Annotated in this window: 17 protein-coding genes; 8 read left to right on the forward strand and 9 right to left on the reverse strand. The window is 45.9% G+C overall.

The annotated features are described in order from the left end of the window. Positions 1-44 precede the first annotated feature (44 nt). The 4 genes from ACVA6Q_RS06660 (at position 45) to ACVA6Q_RS06675 (ending at position 3,715) form a co-directional block, all read left to right on the forward strand. The gene (locus ACVA6Q_RS06660; RefSeq protein ID WP_446646964.1) at positions 45-1,856 is read left to right on the forward strand and encodes an alpha-amylase family protein; all 1,812 of its coding nucleotides are present in this window, start codon (positions 45-47) and stop codon (positions 1,854-1,856) included. Positions 1,857-2,046: 190 nt separating this feature from the next. After that, positions 2,047-3,222: a maltose/maltodextrin ABC transporter substrate-binding protein MalE gene (gene malE / locus ACVA6Q_RS06665; RefSeq protein ID WP_446646965.1), complete on the forward strand. Its 1,176-nt coding sequence runs from the start codon at positions 2,047-2,049 to the stop codon at positions 3,220-3,222. After that, positions 3,222-3,431, forward strand: a complete 210-nt coding sequence (locus ACVA6Q_RS06670) for a hypothetical protein (protein WP_446646966.1) — start codon at positions 3,222-3,224, stop codon at positions 3,429-3,431. Before malE (ACVA6Q_RS06665) ends, ACVA6Q_RS06670 begins: the two co-directional genes overlap by 1 nt. A 125-nt stretch (positions 3,432-3,556) precedes the next feature. Beyond that, on the forward strand, positions 3,557-3,715 hold the full coding sequence (locus ACVA6Q_RS06675; protein WP_353499000.1) for a hypothetical protein: 159 nt from the start codon (positions 3,557-3,559) through the stop codon (positions 3,713-3,715). A gap of 83 nt (positions 3,716-3,798) precedes the next feature. Here the strand turns inward: ACVA6Q_RS06675 and ACVA6Q_RS06680 are convergent, their stop codons facing one another. The 3 genes from ACVA6Q_RS06680 to ACVA6Q_RS06690 all read right to left on the reverse strand — a co-directional run bounded on the left by ACVA6Q_RS06680 (position 3,799) and on the right by ACVA6Q_RS06690 (position 6,592). Continuing rightward, positions 3,799-4,455, reverse strand: a complete 657-nt coding sequence (locus ACVA6Q_RS06680) for a DsbA family oxidoreductase (RefSeq protein WP_446646967.1) — start codon at positions 4,453-4,455, stop codon at positions 3,799-3,801. 48 nt (positions 4,456-4,503) lie between these two features. Then, entirely contained in the window at positions 4,504-4,830 is a 327-nt protein-coding gene (locus ACVA6Q_RS06685) for a rhodanese-like domain-containing protein (protein WP_446646968.1), read from the reverse strand. A gap of 127 nt (positions 4,831-4,957) precedes the next feature. Next, positions 4,958-6,592, reverse strand: coding sequence for a glycoside hydrolase family 13 protein (locus ACVA6Q_RS06690; protein WP_446646969.1), 1,635 nt, complete (start codon positions 6,590-6,592; stop codon positions 4,958-4,960). A 128-nt stretch (positions 6,593-6,720) separates the two neighbouring features. On the opposite strand from ACVA6Q_RS06690, the gene ACVA6Q_RS06695 reads away from it, so the two are divergent. Both ACVA6Q_RS06695 and ACVA6Q_RS06700 read left to right on the forward strand, forming a co-directional pair. Beyond that, positions 6,721-7,617 (forward strand): LysR family transcriptional regulator, encoded by an 897-nt coding sequence (locus tag ACVA6Q_RS06695; protein WP_446646970.1) that lies wholly within the window; start codon positions 6,721-6,723, stop codon positions 7,615-7,617. Positions 7,618-7,698: 81 nt separating this feature from the next. After that, positions 7,699-7,947, forward strand: a complete 249-nt coding sequence (locus tag ACVA6Q_RS06700; protein ID WP_353498994.1) for a hypothetical protein — start codon at positions 7,699-7,701, stop codon at positions 7,945-7,947. On the opposite strand, the gene ACVA6Q_RS06705 is transcribed toward ACVA6Q_RS06700, so the two are convergent. Next, the gene (locus ACVA6Q_RS06705; protein ID WP_446646971.1) at positions 7,928-8,851 is read right to left on the reverse strand and encodes a cation transporter; all 924 of its coding nucleotides are present in this window, start codon (positions 8,849-8,851) and stop codon (positions 7,928-7,930) included. The two genes, ACVA6Q_RS06700 and ACVA6Q_RS06705, sit on opposite strands and share 20 nt — an antisense overlap. Positions 8,852-9,169: 318 nt before the next feature. On the opposite strand from ACVA6Q_RS06705, the gene ACVA6Q_RS06710 reads away from it, so the two are divergent. Continuing rightward, entirely contained in the window at positions 9,170-9,478 is a 309-nt protein-coding gene (locus tag ACVA6Q_RS06710) for a hypothetical protein (RefSeq protein WP_446646972.1), read from the forward strand. A gap of 243 nt (positions 9,479-9,721) precedes the next feature. Here ACVA6Q_RS06710 and malG read toward each other — a convergent pair whose 3' ends face one another. From malG to malE (ACVA6Q_RS06725), 3 genes are all read right to left on the reverse strand, one after another. After that, entirely contained in the window at positions 9,722-10,612 is an 891-nt protein-coding gene (malG, locus tag ACVA6Q_RS06715) for a maltose ABC transporter permease MalG (protein ID WP_042469972.1), read from the reverse strand. An 11-nt stretch (positions 10,613-10,623) separates the two neighbouring features. Further along, entirely contained in the window at positions 10,624-12,195 is a 1,572-nt protein-coding gene (malF, locus tag ACVA6Q_RS06720) for a maltose ABC transporter permease MalF (RefSeq protein WP_446646973.1), read from the reverse strand. 81 nt (positions 12,196-12,276) lie between these two features. Then, positions 12,277-13,458 carry a maltose/maltodextrin ABC transporter substrate-binding protein MalE gene (malE, locus tag ACVA6Q_RS06725; RefSeq protein WP_446646974.1) on the reverse strand — a complete coding sequence of 394 codons (1,182 nt, stop codon included), beginning with the start codon at positions 13,456-13,458 and terminating at the stop codon, positions 12,277-12,279. Positions 13,459-14,227: 769 nt separating this feature from the next. Here malE (ACVA6Q_RS06725) and malK point away from each other — a divergent pair. Next, positions 14,228-15,337, forward strand: coding sequence for a maltose/maltodextrin ABC transporter ATP-binding protein MalK (gene malK / locus ACVA6Q_RS06730; RefSeq protein WP_353498989.1), 1,110 nt, complete (start codon positions 14,228-14,230; stop codon positions 15,335-15,337). A gap of 15 nt (positions 15,338-15,352) precedes the next feature. On the opposite strand, the gene ACVA6Q_RS06735 is transcribed toward malK, so the two are convergent. Then, entirely contained in the window at positions 15,353-15,745 is a 393-nt protein-coding gene (locus ACVA6Q_RS06735; protein ID WP_446646975.1) for a hypothetical protein, read from the reverse strand. Further along, a complete protein-coding gene (locus tag ACVA6Q_RS06740; protein ID WP_446646976.1) occupies positions 15,729-16,532 on the reverse strand; it encodes a hypothetical protein in 804 nt (267 codons plus the stop codon). The genes ACVA6Q_RS06735 and ACVA6Q_RS06740 overlap by 17 nt, the downstream gene beginning before the upstream one ends. Positions 16,533-16,607 lie beyond the last annotated feature (75 nt).

Genomic DNA, 16,607 nt, shown 5'->3' on the forward strand with positions numbered 1-16,607 from the left:
ATATCCAAAACAGAACTCCTACAACATCAGCTTGGTGAGATTTTATGCCTAACCCTTCCATTTCTAAACCTGAGCAAAAGGTTCATCTGTACCAAATTTTCACCCGCCTATTTGGCAATACTAACTCGACCAACCAGCCTTGGGGCACCATAGAACAAAATGGTGTCGGCAAGTTCAGTGACATCAGTGACACCGCGCTAGCATCCATTCGAGAGCTCGGCATGACCCATATTTGGTATACCGGCGTGCCGCACCATGCGGTGATCCGTGATTACAGCGAGTATGGCATACGCAATGATCACCCCGCCGTTGTTAAAGGCCGCGCTGGGTCACCTTATGCGGTGAAGGACTATTACTCGGTAAACCCAGATTTAGCCGACGAACCAGCCCAGAGAAATCAAGAGTTTAAACAGCTTATTGAGCGCACGCACAAAGCGGGATTGAAAGTGGTGATTGATATCGTGCCAAACCACGTGGCTCGCCAATATCAAGGCTTGAATAACCCTGAGGGTGTAACCGATTTTGGTGCGGAAGATGACACCAGCCTTGAGTACTCGCGTGAAAACAGCTTTTACTACATTCCAGAGCAAGCGTTCGAACTGCCCAATGTACCAACGCATCTCGCACCGCTCGGTGGAGAGGATCACCCACAACTCAAGCAGCCTTATCATGAGTACCCAGCAAAGTGGACAGGCAACGGCGCTAGAACCGCCAAGCCAAGCGCTGATGACTGGTATGAGACGGTTAAAGTCAATTACGGTATAAGACCCGATGGCAGCAAAGACTTTCCTGAATTACCAGAATGTTATCGACATAAGGACTTTGCTAAGCACGCTAAGTTCTGGGATGACAAAGATGTACCGAGCTCATGGCGCAAGTTTCGCGACATCGCCATGTACTGGCTCGAGCAAGGTGTCGACGGCTTTCGCTATGACATGGCAGAGATGGTGCCGGTGGAGTTCTGGAGCTTTCTCAACGCATCAATCAAACTCAACAATCCCGATGCTTTGTTAGTGGCAGAAGTCTACCAGCCACACCTCTACCGAGATTACATTCAGCTTGGCAAAATGGATGCACTCTACGACAAGGTTGATCTTTACGATACGCTCAAGGCGATTATCCAAGGCCGCGATAGCACGGAGTCTATCTCTCGCATCCAAACTGAGCTTAGTGACATCGAGCCGCACATGCTGCACTTTCTCGATAACCATGACGAGCAGCGAATCCCTTGCGCTGAGTTTGCCGGAAGTGCGGAAGCAGCCCTACCTGCAATGGTTGTTTCGGCGACCATCAGTAACGCGCCTACCATGCTTTACTTTGGCCAAGAACTAGGAGAAACAGGGGAAGAACACGCAGGCTTTGGTCAGCCAACACGCACCTCGATTTTTGACTATATCGGCGTTCCAAGCCACCAGCGCTGGATGAATAATGGCGCATTCGATGGCGGTCAATCCACCGAACCAGAGTTAGCTCTGCGTCGTTTTTACCAAAACTTAATGTGCTTTGTGCAACGCAGCCCTGCTATGTCAGGCTCTCGACTGTCACTGGATATTCAGCGTGATGAAAGCCATGGTGAGCTTCGCCATAAACTTTATGGATACTGGCGCGAGAACAGAGGCAATGCAGCGTTAGTCTTGGTTAACTTTGATGCACACCAAGCCAGCAGTGAACCGATTACCATTCCAGCCGAGGCGATCAAAGCCTTAGAACTAATCGATGGTACCTACTCGCTATCCTGCGCGCTAAATCCAAAAGTAACCACAGAGCTTAGTGTCGAAAATGGCTCTGGCAAAGTTTATATTGCCCTCAACCCACTGGCTTCACATATTTTTCAACTCATGGCTACCGAGCGTTAACCTCCCGACTTTATCGAAGCCCAATGCTATCAAGCCCCAGCGTAAAAACTGGGGCTTTTATTGACTCATTCAGATCACACGTCGCGCAAGTGAAATAGTAAAAATCTATACCACTTTACAAAAAGGCTATTTTTACACCTCATCGCATCCGATTATTCTTATCCCAATGCACATGGACAGGATAGTCACAATGAAAACACTAAAAACATCCTTAACCGCTTTGGCACTAGCAACGTTAACGGCAGCTCCAGCAATGGCGGTCACAGAAGGTGAACTGCTTATTTGGATCAACAGTGATAAAGGTTACGAAGGGCTAGCAGAGGTCGGCCGACAGTTTGAAACCGATACTGGTATTAAAGTCAGCGTTCAGTTTCCAGAGTCATTAGAAGCACGCTTTCAGCAAGTCGCTGCGACTGGCGATGGCCCAGACATCATTTTCTGGGCGCACGACCGCTTTGGTGGCTATGCCGAATCTGGCCTGCTCCGAGAAGTAAAACCGAGTAAAGAATTCCAAGATAAACTGGTCGACTTTAGTTGGGATGCGGTGAACTACAAAGGCAAGCTCATTGGCTACCCACTTGCTATTGAAGCCATTTCACTGATTTACAATAAAGACTTGCTGCCAAAACCACCTAAGTCATGGGAAGAGCTACCAGCTATTCACGCTAAGATGAAAGCACAAGGCAAAGACACCATTATGTGGGATGTGAAAAACGCCTACTTCACTTGGCCAATTGTCTCTGCCGGCACCTATTCTTTCGCGAAAACCCCACAAGGTCATAATGCTAATGATACAGGGATTAACAATCAACGCGCTCAGGACAACCTAGCGTTCTTGCTGAACATGAAGCAAGAAGGCATTGTGGATCCAGGAATGGATTATGCTAATGCCGAGTCCTCCTTTGCCAAAGGCGAAGTGGCGATGACGATCAACGGTCCTTGGTCATGGGGCAACCTAGACAAAGCTGGCATCAACTACGGCGTTGCCACCTTCCCTACACTGGATGGCGAAAAATCGAACCCATTCGTTGGTATCTTGAGTGCCGGTATCAGCTCAGCAAGTCCAAATGAAGATTTGGCGGTAGAGTTTATTGAAAACTATCTGTTTACCGACGAAGCGCTCACCACTATCAACAACGACAAGCCGCTTGGTGCCGTGACTCTGAAGTCTTTCCAACAGACCTTAGAATCTGATCAGCGTATTCGCTCAACCATGATTAACGCTGAAAACGGCGAAATCATGCCAGCGATTCCAAAGATGATGACGTTTTGGATGTCTGAGGGCGCTGCCATCGAAAACACGCTACTAGGTCGCCAGACTGTTTCCGAGGCACTTGCTACTGCGGAAAAACAATTGGCGCGTTAATGCGAACCAATCGCCAAGTGCGCAAAAACCGCGCTTGGCGAGTAAATCAATCGAAGTTTTGTTGTTTCTTGTCAGCTCGTGACCCTCTCTTAAAGTCGCAATGTAACGCTTTGAATCGCTCTGCAACAGATCCCCTTCTTCATCACATTCTCACTCAAGATCTTAAACAGCCGATTGAATTTGTCACTATCGCTATCTATACCCTTTAACTATGCTCGCAGTTCCTCTGTTGTTCGAGCACGTACGACACCACACGATCACGCTTGTTAGAAGGTGATGGGTGGTGACAAAGTGATGAAAACAAACGAGATTAAAGCGAAACAAGGAGATTACGATGGACAGAATTTGCCCAATGTGCCAAACGCCAATGATAGAGAGAAACAACGTACATGTTTGCCCAAGAAATGAAATTGGTGACTGCGCTTATGATCCCTACCTACATGAACTTGAGCCTGCACAAGAGCGCGAAATGGAGCAAGATCGTCCTTATTAGAATCACAAGGCGATAATCGTCACAAAGGCGACCACATATTTCGTGGTCGCCTTTTTTGATTCTCACTCAATATCAAACCTAAGTTAGCACCAACTCGCGCCTTCGCCCGTATGCGGTTTTAAAAGCTCTTTCACATTCGCTTCTATGACTCGATAGCCGACGTTGCCAAACAAGGTTTGTCGCCCACCATCAATAATATAAGTTGGGCTACCTTTGATCTGTTGAGCCTCACGTAGCAGTTGGTCACTCCACAGTGCCGCATAAGCAGAGCCATCCATAAGGTACGGCTGAAGTGCTTCAATGCTTATTCCCTGAGAGGCAAGAACATCCGCAATAACTTCAACATTGCCGATATCTCTCCCTTGTTCAAAGAAAGCCTGTCTTAACGCCTTAGCGAGTTGCAACACCTCATTTTGACTGCTGCCAGCAAGCTCTGCGGCTTTTAAGTGAAGATGTGCAGGCATGGAACTGGTTGGTTGAGTGCTGCGCCATACAGAAGGGCTCAGTGTTAATTCAGGGAACTTAGCTGCCACCTCTTCGGTGTGCTTTGCGAATCCATCAAAACCGCCTTTGTCGCTCCATCCCTTGCCGATGCGAGTTTGCGTATCACCAAACAAGTTAATGAACTTAGGTGCTAGTTCAATTTGGCCATCAAAGTTAGCTAGCAAGGCATCGTTTCGAGCCTCCGCTGCCCACGCCCACACACAAAGTACATCGCTGACATAGTCGATTTTTAACATGATGCATTCTCCCGTTTGGTTATGACTTCTTCTGAGGATCAAGAACGATTATTGTGAGATATAGTCGCTAGCCGCTGATAACGTACCGGCATTAACGATATTTCGATAGCCCATGGATTCAAGAATTTGAACCGCCTGAGACGCTCTCATACCAGATGCGCAATAGACAATAAGGCTGTCTTGAGGCTGAATATCGCTATTGGCAACCGCGAAAATCGTTTGTAACGGAACATTCAAAGAACCTGGGATATGGCCTGAGGTAAACTCTTGTGGCGAACGCACATCGATCAAATATTGCTTAGCCGCCACAGATTTAGACGTGTTAGGAATGGCACTCGTATTTAAGGTCGTGGTTGCTTCAACAGTAGAATTCATAACAACAGCTCCAGCTAATTAAGTTAAATCTAATATATATACCCTAACCGGAACTGTCAATTATTTATTTTAGATAAAGCTAAAATAAGCGCATCTCAAGATGCGCTTGGCAGCATGAATATAGCCTCTATTCACTAAGCTTGATCATAAAGGCATCGTAAGGTTTAAGCTCTACCTTATTGAAATCAAACGTAGTTCTCCCAGAGTTTGATAACAGCACTTCGGCTGAACTTTGGTTGAACTCACTCAAATCGACCGTTAATGACTCGCCACTGAAATTCGCGACAACCATTAAACGTGTCTCTCCTTCGGTTCTGAGATAGGCAAAGACTTTGTCATGCTGCTCAAGTACTGGGATAAAATCGCCGTGCACAATCGCACGATAGCGCTTACGAAGTGCAATTAAAGACTGATAATAACGATACACAGAATCACTACTCGCCTGATCATCTTCAACGTTTACTTCGGTGTAGTTTGGATTCACTTCAATCCAAGGCGTACCCTGTGTAAAACCAGCTTGCGGAGCTGCTGACCATTGCATAGGTGTTCTGGCGTTATCACGACCATTTTCACCCAATGCATGCATCATATCTTCATGGCTTACGCCCGATTGTGTTTTCACTTTATAGAAGTTAAGCGACTCAATGTCTTTGTATTGCTCTAAGCGCTCAAACTTCACATTGGTCATCGCGATCTCTTCACCCTGATAAATGTAAGGCGTGCCCTTAAGTCCATGCAGTACAGTGGCTAACATTTTGGCTGACTTGGTGCGATACACACCATCATCACCATACTTGGAAACCGCGCGAGGCAGGTCGTGGTTATTCCAAAACAGTGAGTTCCAACCTTGATCGGCGAGTTCTAACTGCCACTTGGTCAGCACCCTCTTAAACTCAGGTAAGTCGAGTGCGATCGGCTGCCATTTATCACCGTCTTTCCAGGTGAGCGTAATGTGTTCAAACTGGAACACCATCGACAGCTCATCACGTTCGGGGGCGCTATATAGCTTGGCTATCTCCGGTGTCGCCCCCCAAGTTTCCCCAACCGTCAGAAGGTCTTTACCGCCAAAGGTGGCCTGATTCATCTGTTTCAGAAGTGGGTGCAATCTTTCGCCATTCCCCGTGATGCCTTTGTCGATCTCTTTACCAATCAGGTCAATAACATCAAGCCTAAAGCCGCCGATACCCTTGTCTATCCACCAGTTCATCATACGGTGGACTTCATCATGCACCTTCGGGTTTTCCCAGTTAAGATCTGGCTGTTTTTTTGAAAACAGGTGTAAATAATATTGCTGAGTCGGCTCATGCCACTGCCATGCACTGCCGCCAAAGATCGAATCAAGGTCGTTAGGTGCACTACCATCTGGCTTCGCATCACGCCAAACGTAGTAGTCACGATATGGAGAATCTTTTGATTCGCACGCTTGCTGAAACCAAGAATGTTCATCCGAGGTATGGTTAACCACCAAGTCCATAACGATACGAATACCGCGCTGTTTTGCTTCGGCGATCAGCGCTTCCATATCTTGCATGGTGCCAAACTCAGGCGCGATAGCCTGGTAGTTAGAGATATCGTAGCCATTATCATCCATAGGAGACTGATACACGGGCGATAACCAAATCACATCTACACCTAATTCTTGTAAATAATCGAGCTTGGAGCGAATACCATTTAAATCTCCAATTCCATCTCCATTCGAATCGCAAAAGCTGCGCGGGTAAATCTGATATACCACCGCATCGTGCCACCATTTTTGTTCCATGAGTCTGTCCTAGCTTATCGTTAAATTACCCCCACTTTACGAAGTTATCGCTGGGATTAAAAATAGATTCTCCGTATAATCATATAGATTTTTTATATACCAAAGACAGACACACCAAAAGGCAATGTATGGCGCTAAACAAATCCATTAAGTACTTCTTGGCAGTAGCAAAACACGGCAACATTAAGCGAGCCTCTGATGAGCTATTTATTAGTCAGCCTTCTCTCACTTCTGCAATCAAAAAGCTTGAGGTGGAGATGGGTGCGCCCTTGTTTAATCGTCTATCTAAGGGCGTGGAATTGACGCCTTATGGCAATAAATTTCGTAAGTTTGCACAAGAGCAACAAGAACAGTACTTTGCCCTTAAGCACCAGTTTAACGACATGCAGCAGCGCCAATTCGGTAAAGTAAAAATCGGTACGGGAGAAGTATGGTGGGAGGGCTTTGTGCGCCAATCGGTGGCAGATTACCAAGCGTTAAATCCAGCCAGCTCGTTTCACCTTGAATTCGGGAATAACTTGTCTCTGCTACACCATCTCGTTCAAGGTGATATAGATTTATTCATAGGTCATGAGGTTTTAGACCTGTCAGAGTCGTGCCGTGTTGTGTTCCAGCCACTGTTTCAAGATTATGAAGCCATCTACGTTTCTAAGAGCCACCCACTTGCAACTGGGATAAGCGAGCCAAGCACCTTGCACCGCTACCCGCTTCTAAGGGTGACCCCAAACCATCCAAGGCATCAATCGGTGCTAGCGAACGGCCTTCCTCATGACACTCAGTTTGATGAGCGCATCACCTACGACGTGGATTCAGTAATGGCCAGTATGGATATGCTGCATATGACGCAAGCGATCATGCCCTACAGCCACAAAGCCAGTGATTGGCTTGAAAAACATGACATCGTCATCGCGTATCTAGATAAAGAAAAGGTCGGCAATATCGGTATTTACACCAAACAAGGTGAAAACAAATCGAGCGTGGAAGCCCTTGTTCAGCTTCTCACCAGTAATGTCAATTCCAAGTAAGGTCACCAAACTGTCATTTTTCTTTCATTAAACTTTGATGTAATCGCCCAGCGTTAAAATAGTCTGAGAGAGGAGCTCGACTTGACCCTGAGCGATATTACCCTAAGTCAATCCACGTTAACTGATTTAAAATCGGTGGAATATCAATGGATACGTACCATGTACGTTGAAGGGTATCAGCGGGATGAAATCAATCATTACATCCAGACCTGCTTTGGCGGTGATGAGGTGTTTGCCGACTTGTTCCAGCGTGTAGCACTGGAGCAAGAAAGTTTGTATGTCTTGCTCCAGTATCTTGGCTGCGCGCCTTCTAGCCGTGAACTAACTTAGGCGTGCTTTCTGAAGTGGGTGAACGTTGTAAAATGACATCCACTTCTGTGACGGTATATGGCTTATCCACCTTCGTTCTTAGATCTTCCACAAATCGTTCATAACTCTTAAATGTCATGGATTCGCGCTTCGGATCGACATAGACAGAGACCCAGGTTTTACGGCCAAGCTTGGCGATAAAAATATCCACAATCTCAATCTCATATTCCTGAGCGAGTCCCTTTAGGCTGCGATAGATAGGCTTAGTGTGCTCAATTGGAGGCGTCGCCATCGTCAACTCTCGCATACCATTTTTGACAAGCTTTATCGGATCGCTGATAAACGCTAGGCTGAACAGCACCACTAAGATCTGGTCGATGTAACGTCCAACCCACCCAAATGATGTCTCTTGGATAGCAATCACCAACACCAATGCCACACCAATCGCACCAGAAATCACACCGTTGATGAACCAAGCGTTTTTCTCTGCCTTTAGAATGTCGGAATGAGACTGTTTGTGACCCACATGACACACCCAGTACAAAAGGGCGCACAGAGCGACGGCCGGGAACACATACACAGCCATCAGCCCTAACGCAGGCTCTCTACCACCAGCTAGAATCACCGGGATATTACTGCCGACTGCAAAGGCGATGAGAATAAGTATGGTAATGCCTTTAATCACCACGATCAGCGGCTCAAAGGCAAAAAATCCAATTGGGTAATGACGAGTTCGGCCAGTTTGGGTTAGCTTCGCTATCCATAGAGAAGCGTACGACACCGCCGCAGACAAGAGGTTGAAAGAGGCATCCAGTAGTATGGCGCTAGATTCAGAAATCAGCGCCATTATGCCGCCCCAGAGCGACAATACCGCGGCACCCACGGCAGAATAAATTAGTGCTTTTGATTCGGTTATTTTTGTCATTTGGCCATCCTTTCCAAACGCGATTATTGCTCGGACTTTCATCCTTATAACACAGGAATATGACCTTTCCTATGGCACCTAGCCCTGTTTGTTCAAAGTTAGCGCAAAGATATCAGCATCTTATGCTATTCCTACATGAGTTGGTTATCAAACCGATTCGTTTTCCAGATAACTGGCACAGTAACAAAAGGTAACGTTCTGACATTTCGACTAAATTTCTTGCCAAGACCACACGCTCACTAACTCTCCTTTGACAGCGCTGATACGAACTAACTCTACATTACCTAACACCAAAAACGACGAGAAGAGACTTAGATAATGTCCAAAGTAAAATTCACTGTAGTGGTTGCAGCGCTGCTTAGTCTAATCAGTTCTGCTGCATTTGCACATCCTCATGGCCACCATAAGCACAAGCATAAACACAAGAAGCACCACCACAAGGAAGTCATCGTGGTAAAGAAGTATCACCCTTCACCAAAGAAACACCCTAAATATCGGCACTATCACTACAAGAAAATGCCTAAACATACGACTTACATCAAAATAGGCAATTTTACTTATGCTCGAGTCGACGGGCACTACTATCGACGACAAGGGGACACATACTTTAACGTCGTCATCAAATAATCGCCCAGCTAATTTAACTACGACTAAGTAAACTACGATAGTGATGACAGAGAAGAAAAGAAGAAGCCCGAGCGAGTGCTCGGGCGTCGGTTACAAGAACTGTTAGTCGTGATAGTAAGGAATCCTGATAACAGCCAGCTATACGTAACACCAGTGTTGCTTGTTCAACTTGTCGGCGGCCAAACCAAATGATGTTAAACAAGACAAATAAAATGGGTGACCTTGCGGTCACCCTTATCGTTTTTATCCTTTTACACCGCCGGCGGTCAAACCACCAACCAGCCAACGCTGTGCGAGTAGGAATACGACTGTGATAGGTAATGCTGATAGTACCGCCGCTGCCGCGAAGTCACCCCATAGGTAGTTCTGAGGATACAAGTACTGCTGCATACCAACCGCTAGTGTGTACGAGTTTACATCAGAAAGTAGTAGTGATGCTACTGGTACTTCACCAACAACCATGATGAATGACAGAATAAACACAACCGCTAGAATTGGCACTGACAGTGGCAGAAGAACTAGGCGGAATGCTTGCCATGGCGTAGCACCGTCAAGTGCTGCTGCTTCTTCTAGAGAGCCATCAATCGTTTCGAAGTAACCTTTGATTGTCCATACGTGAAGTGCGATACCACCCAAGTAAGAGAAAATCAGACCACCGTGTGTGTTCAAGCCTAGGAACGGAATGTACTGACCTAGTTTGTCGAACAATGCGTAAATCGCCACCAATGCTAGTACTGCTGGGAACATCTGGAAAATCATCATCGCTTTTAGGATAGTTGACTTGCCTTTAAAGCGCATACGAGCAAATGCGTAAGCAGACGTTGTTGATAGACATACAATCAAGATTGATGAAATACCCGCAACTTTAATCGAGTTCCACAGCCAAGTGAGTACTGGGAACGGAGGTGGTGTTACTGAGCCGTCTGCGTTCGTTACCGAGAAGCCTAGTGCTAGTTTCCAGTGCTCTAGCGATGGGTTCTCTGGGATTAGGCTACCCGTTGCGAAGTTACCTTCACGGAACGAGATAGCGATAATCATCAGTAGTGGGAAAATAATTAGCGATAGGAAAGCCCACATAGCGATGTGTGTTGCCCAAACGCGGTATTTTAATGACTTACCTTGTACCATTGCCATTTTAGGTCTCCTTAGTCTTGAGCTACTTTCGTGACGCGTAGGTTAAGTAGTGCTAGTGCACCAACTAGTAGGAAGATCAGTGTCGCGATTGCACTCGCTAGACCGAAGTCTTGACCACCAGAACCTTCAAACGCGATACGGTACGTGTAGTTAACCAATAGGTCGGTGTAACCCGCTGGCTCAGAAGTACCAATCATGTTAGGACCACCGTTCGTTAGAAGGGCAATCAGTACAAAGTTGTTGAAGTTAAACGCGAAACTTGCAATCAGTAGCGGAGTTAGCGGCTTAATCATCAGTGGCATTGTGATCTTAGTGAAGTTCGAAACAAAGTTTGAACCATCAATTGCTGACGCTTCATACAGGTCATCAGGAATCGCTTTTAGCATACCCATACATAGAATCATCATGTAAGGGAAACCTAGCCATGTGTTAACAATGAGAATCATTGCTTTCGCTAGCATTGGGTCTGAGAACCAGTTTGGACTAATGCCAAACAGACCTTCAAGGAGCATGTTCACTTCACCAAAGCTTTGGTTGAACAAGCCTTTAAAGATAAGAATCGAGATAAACGCTGGTACCGCATACGGAAGGATCAGCAGCACGCGATAAATAGCTCGACCACGTAGTGCTTCCCACTGAACCACACTTGCCAGTACAAGACCAATAAGAACCGTTAGCGCAACACTCACTGCTGAGAAAACAATCGTCCAGATAAAGATGCTGATGAACGGCTCTTTAATACCATCATCTTTCCATACACGTTCAAAGTTGTGTGTACCAATACCAACAATAAAACCTGGTGATACTGTGTTACCAACAAACTCACCACTATCGTTAACTGGCTGGTAGAAACCCTCGTCCATATTAGGGCGCAGTAGCTCACCAGTCTTGTTGTTACGCATGTCGTTTGTACCTTCCACCATTGTGTATAGTGGTTGTACAGAAGCAAATTTACGTAGACCACTCATACGGATGTCAGAGCCATCTGGCATATGAAGGTCAACCGTGTTGAGTTTCGCACGATTTTGAATAATCGCTTTGATCTTCTCTTTCTCACCTACTGGCACATCTGCCGCATTAAGATCGTAGTCTGCAGAAGGGCTGCTGATATCAAAATCAGGCGTAGCAAGCAGCTGTTCACCGTCTTTTACATAGATGCGGTGGCCGTTGTCTGTCTTATAAAGCTCAAACGAATAGCTATCACCACTTTGGAAAGTACGCTGCATCAATACGCTTTGCGTTCTATCCAGGGAAAGCTGGTTTTTCGCGCTGTAGTTCGTGAAGGCCAAGCCAACCGTGTACGCCAAAGGGAAAAGAATGAAAAGGATCATACCCGCAATACCTGGGTAGATATAACGGTGCGCGTACGTTTTCTTACTGCCGAAAATATAGAGTGCCAGAGCGGTAAGAATCACAGTAAGCAATGCGAATGCAAGCTCACCGCGGGAATACATTAGAATAGTCGCATAACCATTGATAAGTCCCACTGAGCCAAGAAGTCCCCACTTGATGAATACTTTTTTACTGCTTGGAACTGTATTAGTTTCTGCTGACATGGCATCTGTACCTTGAACTGACTGCATAAAAGGACCTGCTAGCGATAATACAAAAAAATAGAAAAGAAGGAGGGGTTACCCCCTCCTTAAAAGGGTTGTTCTAGAAACTTACTTCGTCATTTGCTTTTCAGCGTCAGCAACTGCTGCTTCCACTGATTGACGACCGTCTACCACGTTGATGATTGTGTTCTTAGCAGAAGCCCAGAATGCGCTCATTTGTGGAACGTTAGGCATGATTTCGCCGTTCATCGCGTTGTCCATTGTCGCAGCGATACGTGCATCAGAACCTAGCTCTTCTTGGAATGAAGTTAGAGCAACAGCGCCTAGTGGCTTATCGTTGTTCACTTCACGAAGACCATCGTTAGTTAGTAGGTAGTTCTCTAGGAACTCAACTGCTAGGTCACGGTTAGGTGACGCAGTGCTGATACCTGCTGTTAGTACGCCAACGAAAGGCTTAGAAGCTTGGCCGTTGAACTTAGGTAGAGTAGCCACACCGTAGTTGATGCCAGACTTCTCGATGTTCGCCCAAGACCACGGACCGTTGATAGTCATTGCAGTCTTACCTTGGTTGAACGCAGACTCAGATACCGAGTAATCCATATCTGCAGAGATAACGCCTTTGTCTACTAGACCTTTAACGAAAGTCAGTGCGTCTTTAACACCGTCTTGAGCGATACCTGCGTCTTTAACGTCGTAGCTACCACCGTTGTATTTGAATGCGTAACCGCCATCAGCTGCCATTAGTGGCCATGTGAAGTACGGTTCTTTTAGGTTCCACATGATTGCTGTCTTGCCATCTTTAGCAAGTTTTGCGTTCAATGCTTCTACTTCTTCCCAAGTCTTAGGTGGGTTTGGAACCAAGTCTTTGTTGTAGATTAGAGATAGTGACTCAACTGCTACTGGGTAACCGATGATTTTGCCATCGTACTTAACTGCGTCCCATGCAAAGTCAACAATGCCTTCTTTAGTTTCTTTAGAAGGTTTGATTTCAGCCAGCAAACCTGCTTGAGCGTACTCACCGAAACGGTCGTGAGCCCAGAATACGATATCAGGACCGTCACCAGTCGCTGCAACTTGAGGAAAGCGCGCTTCTAGACCATCAGGGTGAGCAACTGTCACTTTAATACCTGTGTCTTCTTCGAACTTTTTACCTACTTCTGCAAGACCGTTATAACCTTTATCACCATTGATCCAAATAGTGAGTTGTCCTTCTTCGATAGCAGCATTTGCACCAAAAGAACCTAGAGCGACTAGCGTACCTAGTGCTACAGTGCTTAGGGCTTTTTTCATGTTTATATCCTTTTTATAGTTTTGATCGTAGGTTCATCCAGAGGATTTCCCAAGTTTCGATGAGTATCATCTTAAAAATACAGCAAGCTCTCATCATCCTACTCTCTACGCCCTCGCCACAAGCGTTGATTTCCGTGACCTCAATCGCCCAAGACTATAGATCAACATCACAAAACAATCTCCTGTTGTGACAGAATTCACTATTATCAGGCGCAAATTTTTGACCGAGATCTCACACATACATTCTCCCCCCCCACCCTCCTCCTCCTTCCCTACTACCCCCATAATTATTTTTGTCAGGAGGATGTACCTGCGACCTCAATCAAGGAAACTGCAGTCATCCAAGAGTGGATGGTAAGAACCCTTTACCAGTAAGAGCGAATGCTCTGACAGTTTCTTTAAGGAATGAACTTCTACAGGGAACGTATACTGGGTTTTCATCGCCGGACTCGCCAAGTAGTCACAATCTGAAGCACTAGTGGTAAATGTATTTTACGGGGGAGGTTTTCAGTTTGTGTCGGGGGATACTAGCGAAGTCTTGGCTTTGAGGGTGGCGCCAAATCGTACAGCGCCACCCTTTTTTCTTTCCATCTGGGACTATTTGCACAAACTAAGGAACATCAAAACCTAGAATCATCACGCAACAGTTTCCCAGAACTCCAAACCACGTTGTTGGAGTCACACACTGACCAATTTCCTACTATTATTACCTGTCGAATTATCTCTATAATGACCGACGGAAAGAAAAAATGAATCGAGGACGAGCTACATGGCGAGTGTCACGTTAAAAAATGTTAGTAAAGCGTACGGCGACGTACTGATCTCCAAGAATGTCGACCTAGAAATCAACGAAGGCGAGTTTGTTGTCTTTGTTGGTCCATCAGGTTGTGGTAAATCAACTCTACTACGTTGTATCGCAGGTTTAGAAGACATCACGTCCGGTGATTTATATATTGGTGAAGAGCGCATGAACGATGTTGAACCATCGAAGCGCGGCGTGGGCATGGTATTCCAGTCTTACGCACTTTATCCTCACCTTAACCTTTATGACAACATGTCATTTGGTCTTAAGCTTGCTAAAGCAGACAAAAAAGAAATCGACCGCCGCGTTGAGCACGCAGCAGAAATTCTACAGCTCGGTCACCTACTTGAGCGCCAACCTAAAGCACTTTCAGGTGGTCAGCGTCAGCGTGTGGCTATCGGTCGTACTTTGGTTTCTCAACCAAACGTATTCCTACTAGACGAACCGCTATCTAACCTAGATGCAGCACTTCGTGTAAACATGCGTTCGCAAATCACTAAGCTTCAACGCCAACTAGGCTGCACCATGATCTACGTAACGCACGATCAGGTTGAAGCGATGACCATGGCTGACAAGATTGTTGTACTAGACGCAGGCTATGTTGCACAGGTTGGTAAGCCTCTTGAGCTATACCACTACCCAGACAACCGCTTCGTTGCAGGCTTTATTGGTTCACCTAAGATGAACTTCATGAGCGTGTTCATTGAAGAAGTAGAAGCAGAGCGCGTGAAAGTTCAGCTTTCTGATGGTGATTCATTCTGGATCCCAGTTGATGGCACAACCGTGAACAAAGGCGATCGTATGTCTATGGGCGTACGTCCAGAGCACTTGGTATCGGCGCAAGAAGGCGATGCGAAAGTGGGCGGTGAAGTGATGATCGTTGAGAAGCTAGGTAACGAAACTCAAGTTTATCTTAACCTAGAGAGCGCAGACGCGGACGTTATCTACCGTCAGCCGGACACACTTGCTGTTGAAGTTGGCGATAAGTTTGAGATTGGTATTCCAGCTCACCGTTGTCACCTATTCCACAGTGATGGCAGAGCTTGCCGTCGCCTATATAAAGAAGCGGGCGTATAAGCCTCTCTAATAGTTTTAAGCACCTTTGCTTGCTGAAAATCCTTCCTCTCTTAACGGAGAGGGAGGATTTTTCTTATCTTCTATACGACAATGCTCGTCAATAATGAATCGCGCTTTGCCTTCCTTATCTTGAAGATCGATAGGGAAACTACTTTTCGACAGAATAAACATCGCGACACCACTAGAACCTCGCCAATGATAGTCGTTGCCCAGTTCTGTTTTGACATGGATTGAGAGGTGACTAGTGTCAGCTTCGATCGCAATCTGTATTTGCTCCTGCTTTACTTGGCAACTGACTTGGGTCTTGAACAGCGCAGAAAATCCATCAAAAGCAGTTAAACAAAAAAAGACGGTGCATAACACCGCCTTTTTTACACCCACCGAAATGGATTTAGTTTTGATGTACATATACCGTCGTGTTTAGAGAGTTCACTTGAGAAATGTATGAACTATCTTGTGCAGATTGAATAACATCAATATCGCCGCCGCTTGAAGCCACTAGATAAGCTTCAGACAAGTTGTTGTTACCTTTTTGGTTAATCAGCAAGTCATTGTTCGAACTAGACGCGCTTAGCTCAACGATAGACACGTTGTTTTTCTTGGAAGTATTTTTACCCTGCATAACAGTGACCATGTTATTTGAGGAGCTTCCAGAAAGACGGATTTCAGAGTCTTGGTTTTCACCGTTTTGTGTTACAGCAACCGTATTGCCTTTACTCGCACCTCTCGAGCGGACTCGAGACCAGTTATCAACACCGGTTTGTGCAACCGTTACCGTCGAGTTGTCTTCATCATGACGGAAATTCACCACCGAATCGTTGGCATGACCGTCTTGAGTGACATCAATATCTGCCCCACCAGTAGTACCGCCGATCTTCACTTTAGAGTCGTTGAAGCTGTAACCACCAGATTGGTCGATCATAACATCATTATTATTACCAGGACTGTTCAAACGGATGTCTACGACCGAGCGGTTACCATCGAATACACCCAGTTCACCCTGCATCACAGTAACGGTGGTACCTACGTCATTAGATTGAAGTACGACACTTTTGTTGTCCTTGTCACCTTGTACATCCATGTTTTGGTAAGCTGCGTAATTGTTGAAAGAGACTTCTTTCCCTGTGCCAGGGCCTGCAGCCATAACCGTGGAAGAAGCGACAGCAACACTAACAGCTAATAATAATACTTTCATAATATAACCCTTATTCCTTATAAGTTTCCATGTCATTACATACTCTCTAACCGAGAGTATTTGTATATAAACCGA

It is taken from the genome of Vibrio sp. DNB22_10_4 (assembly GCF_052879755.1).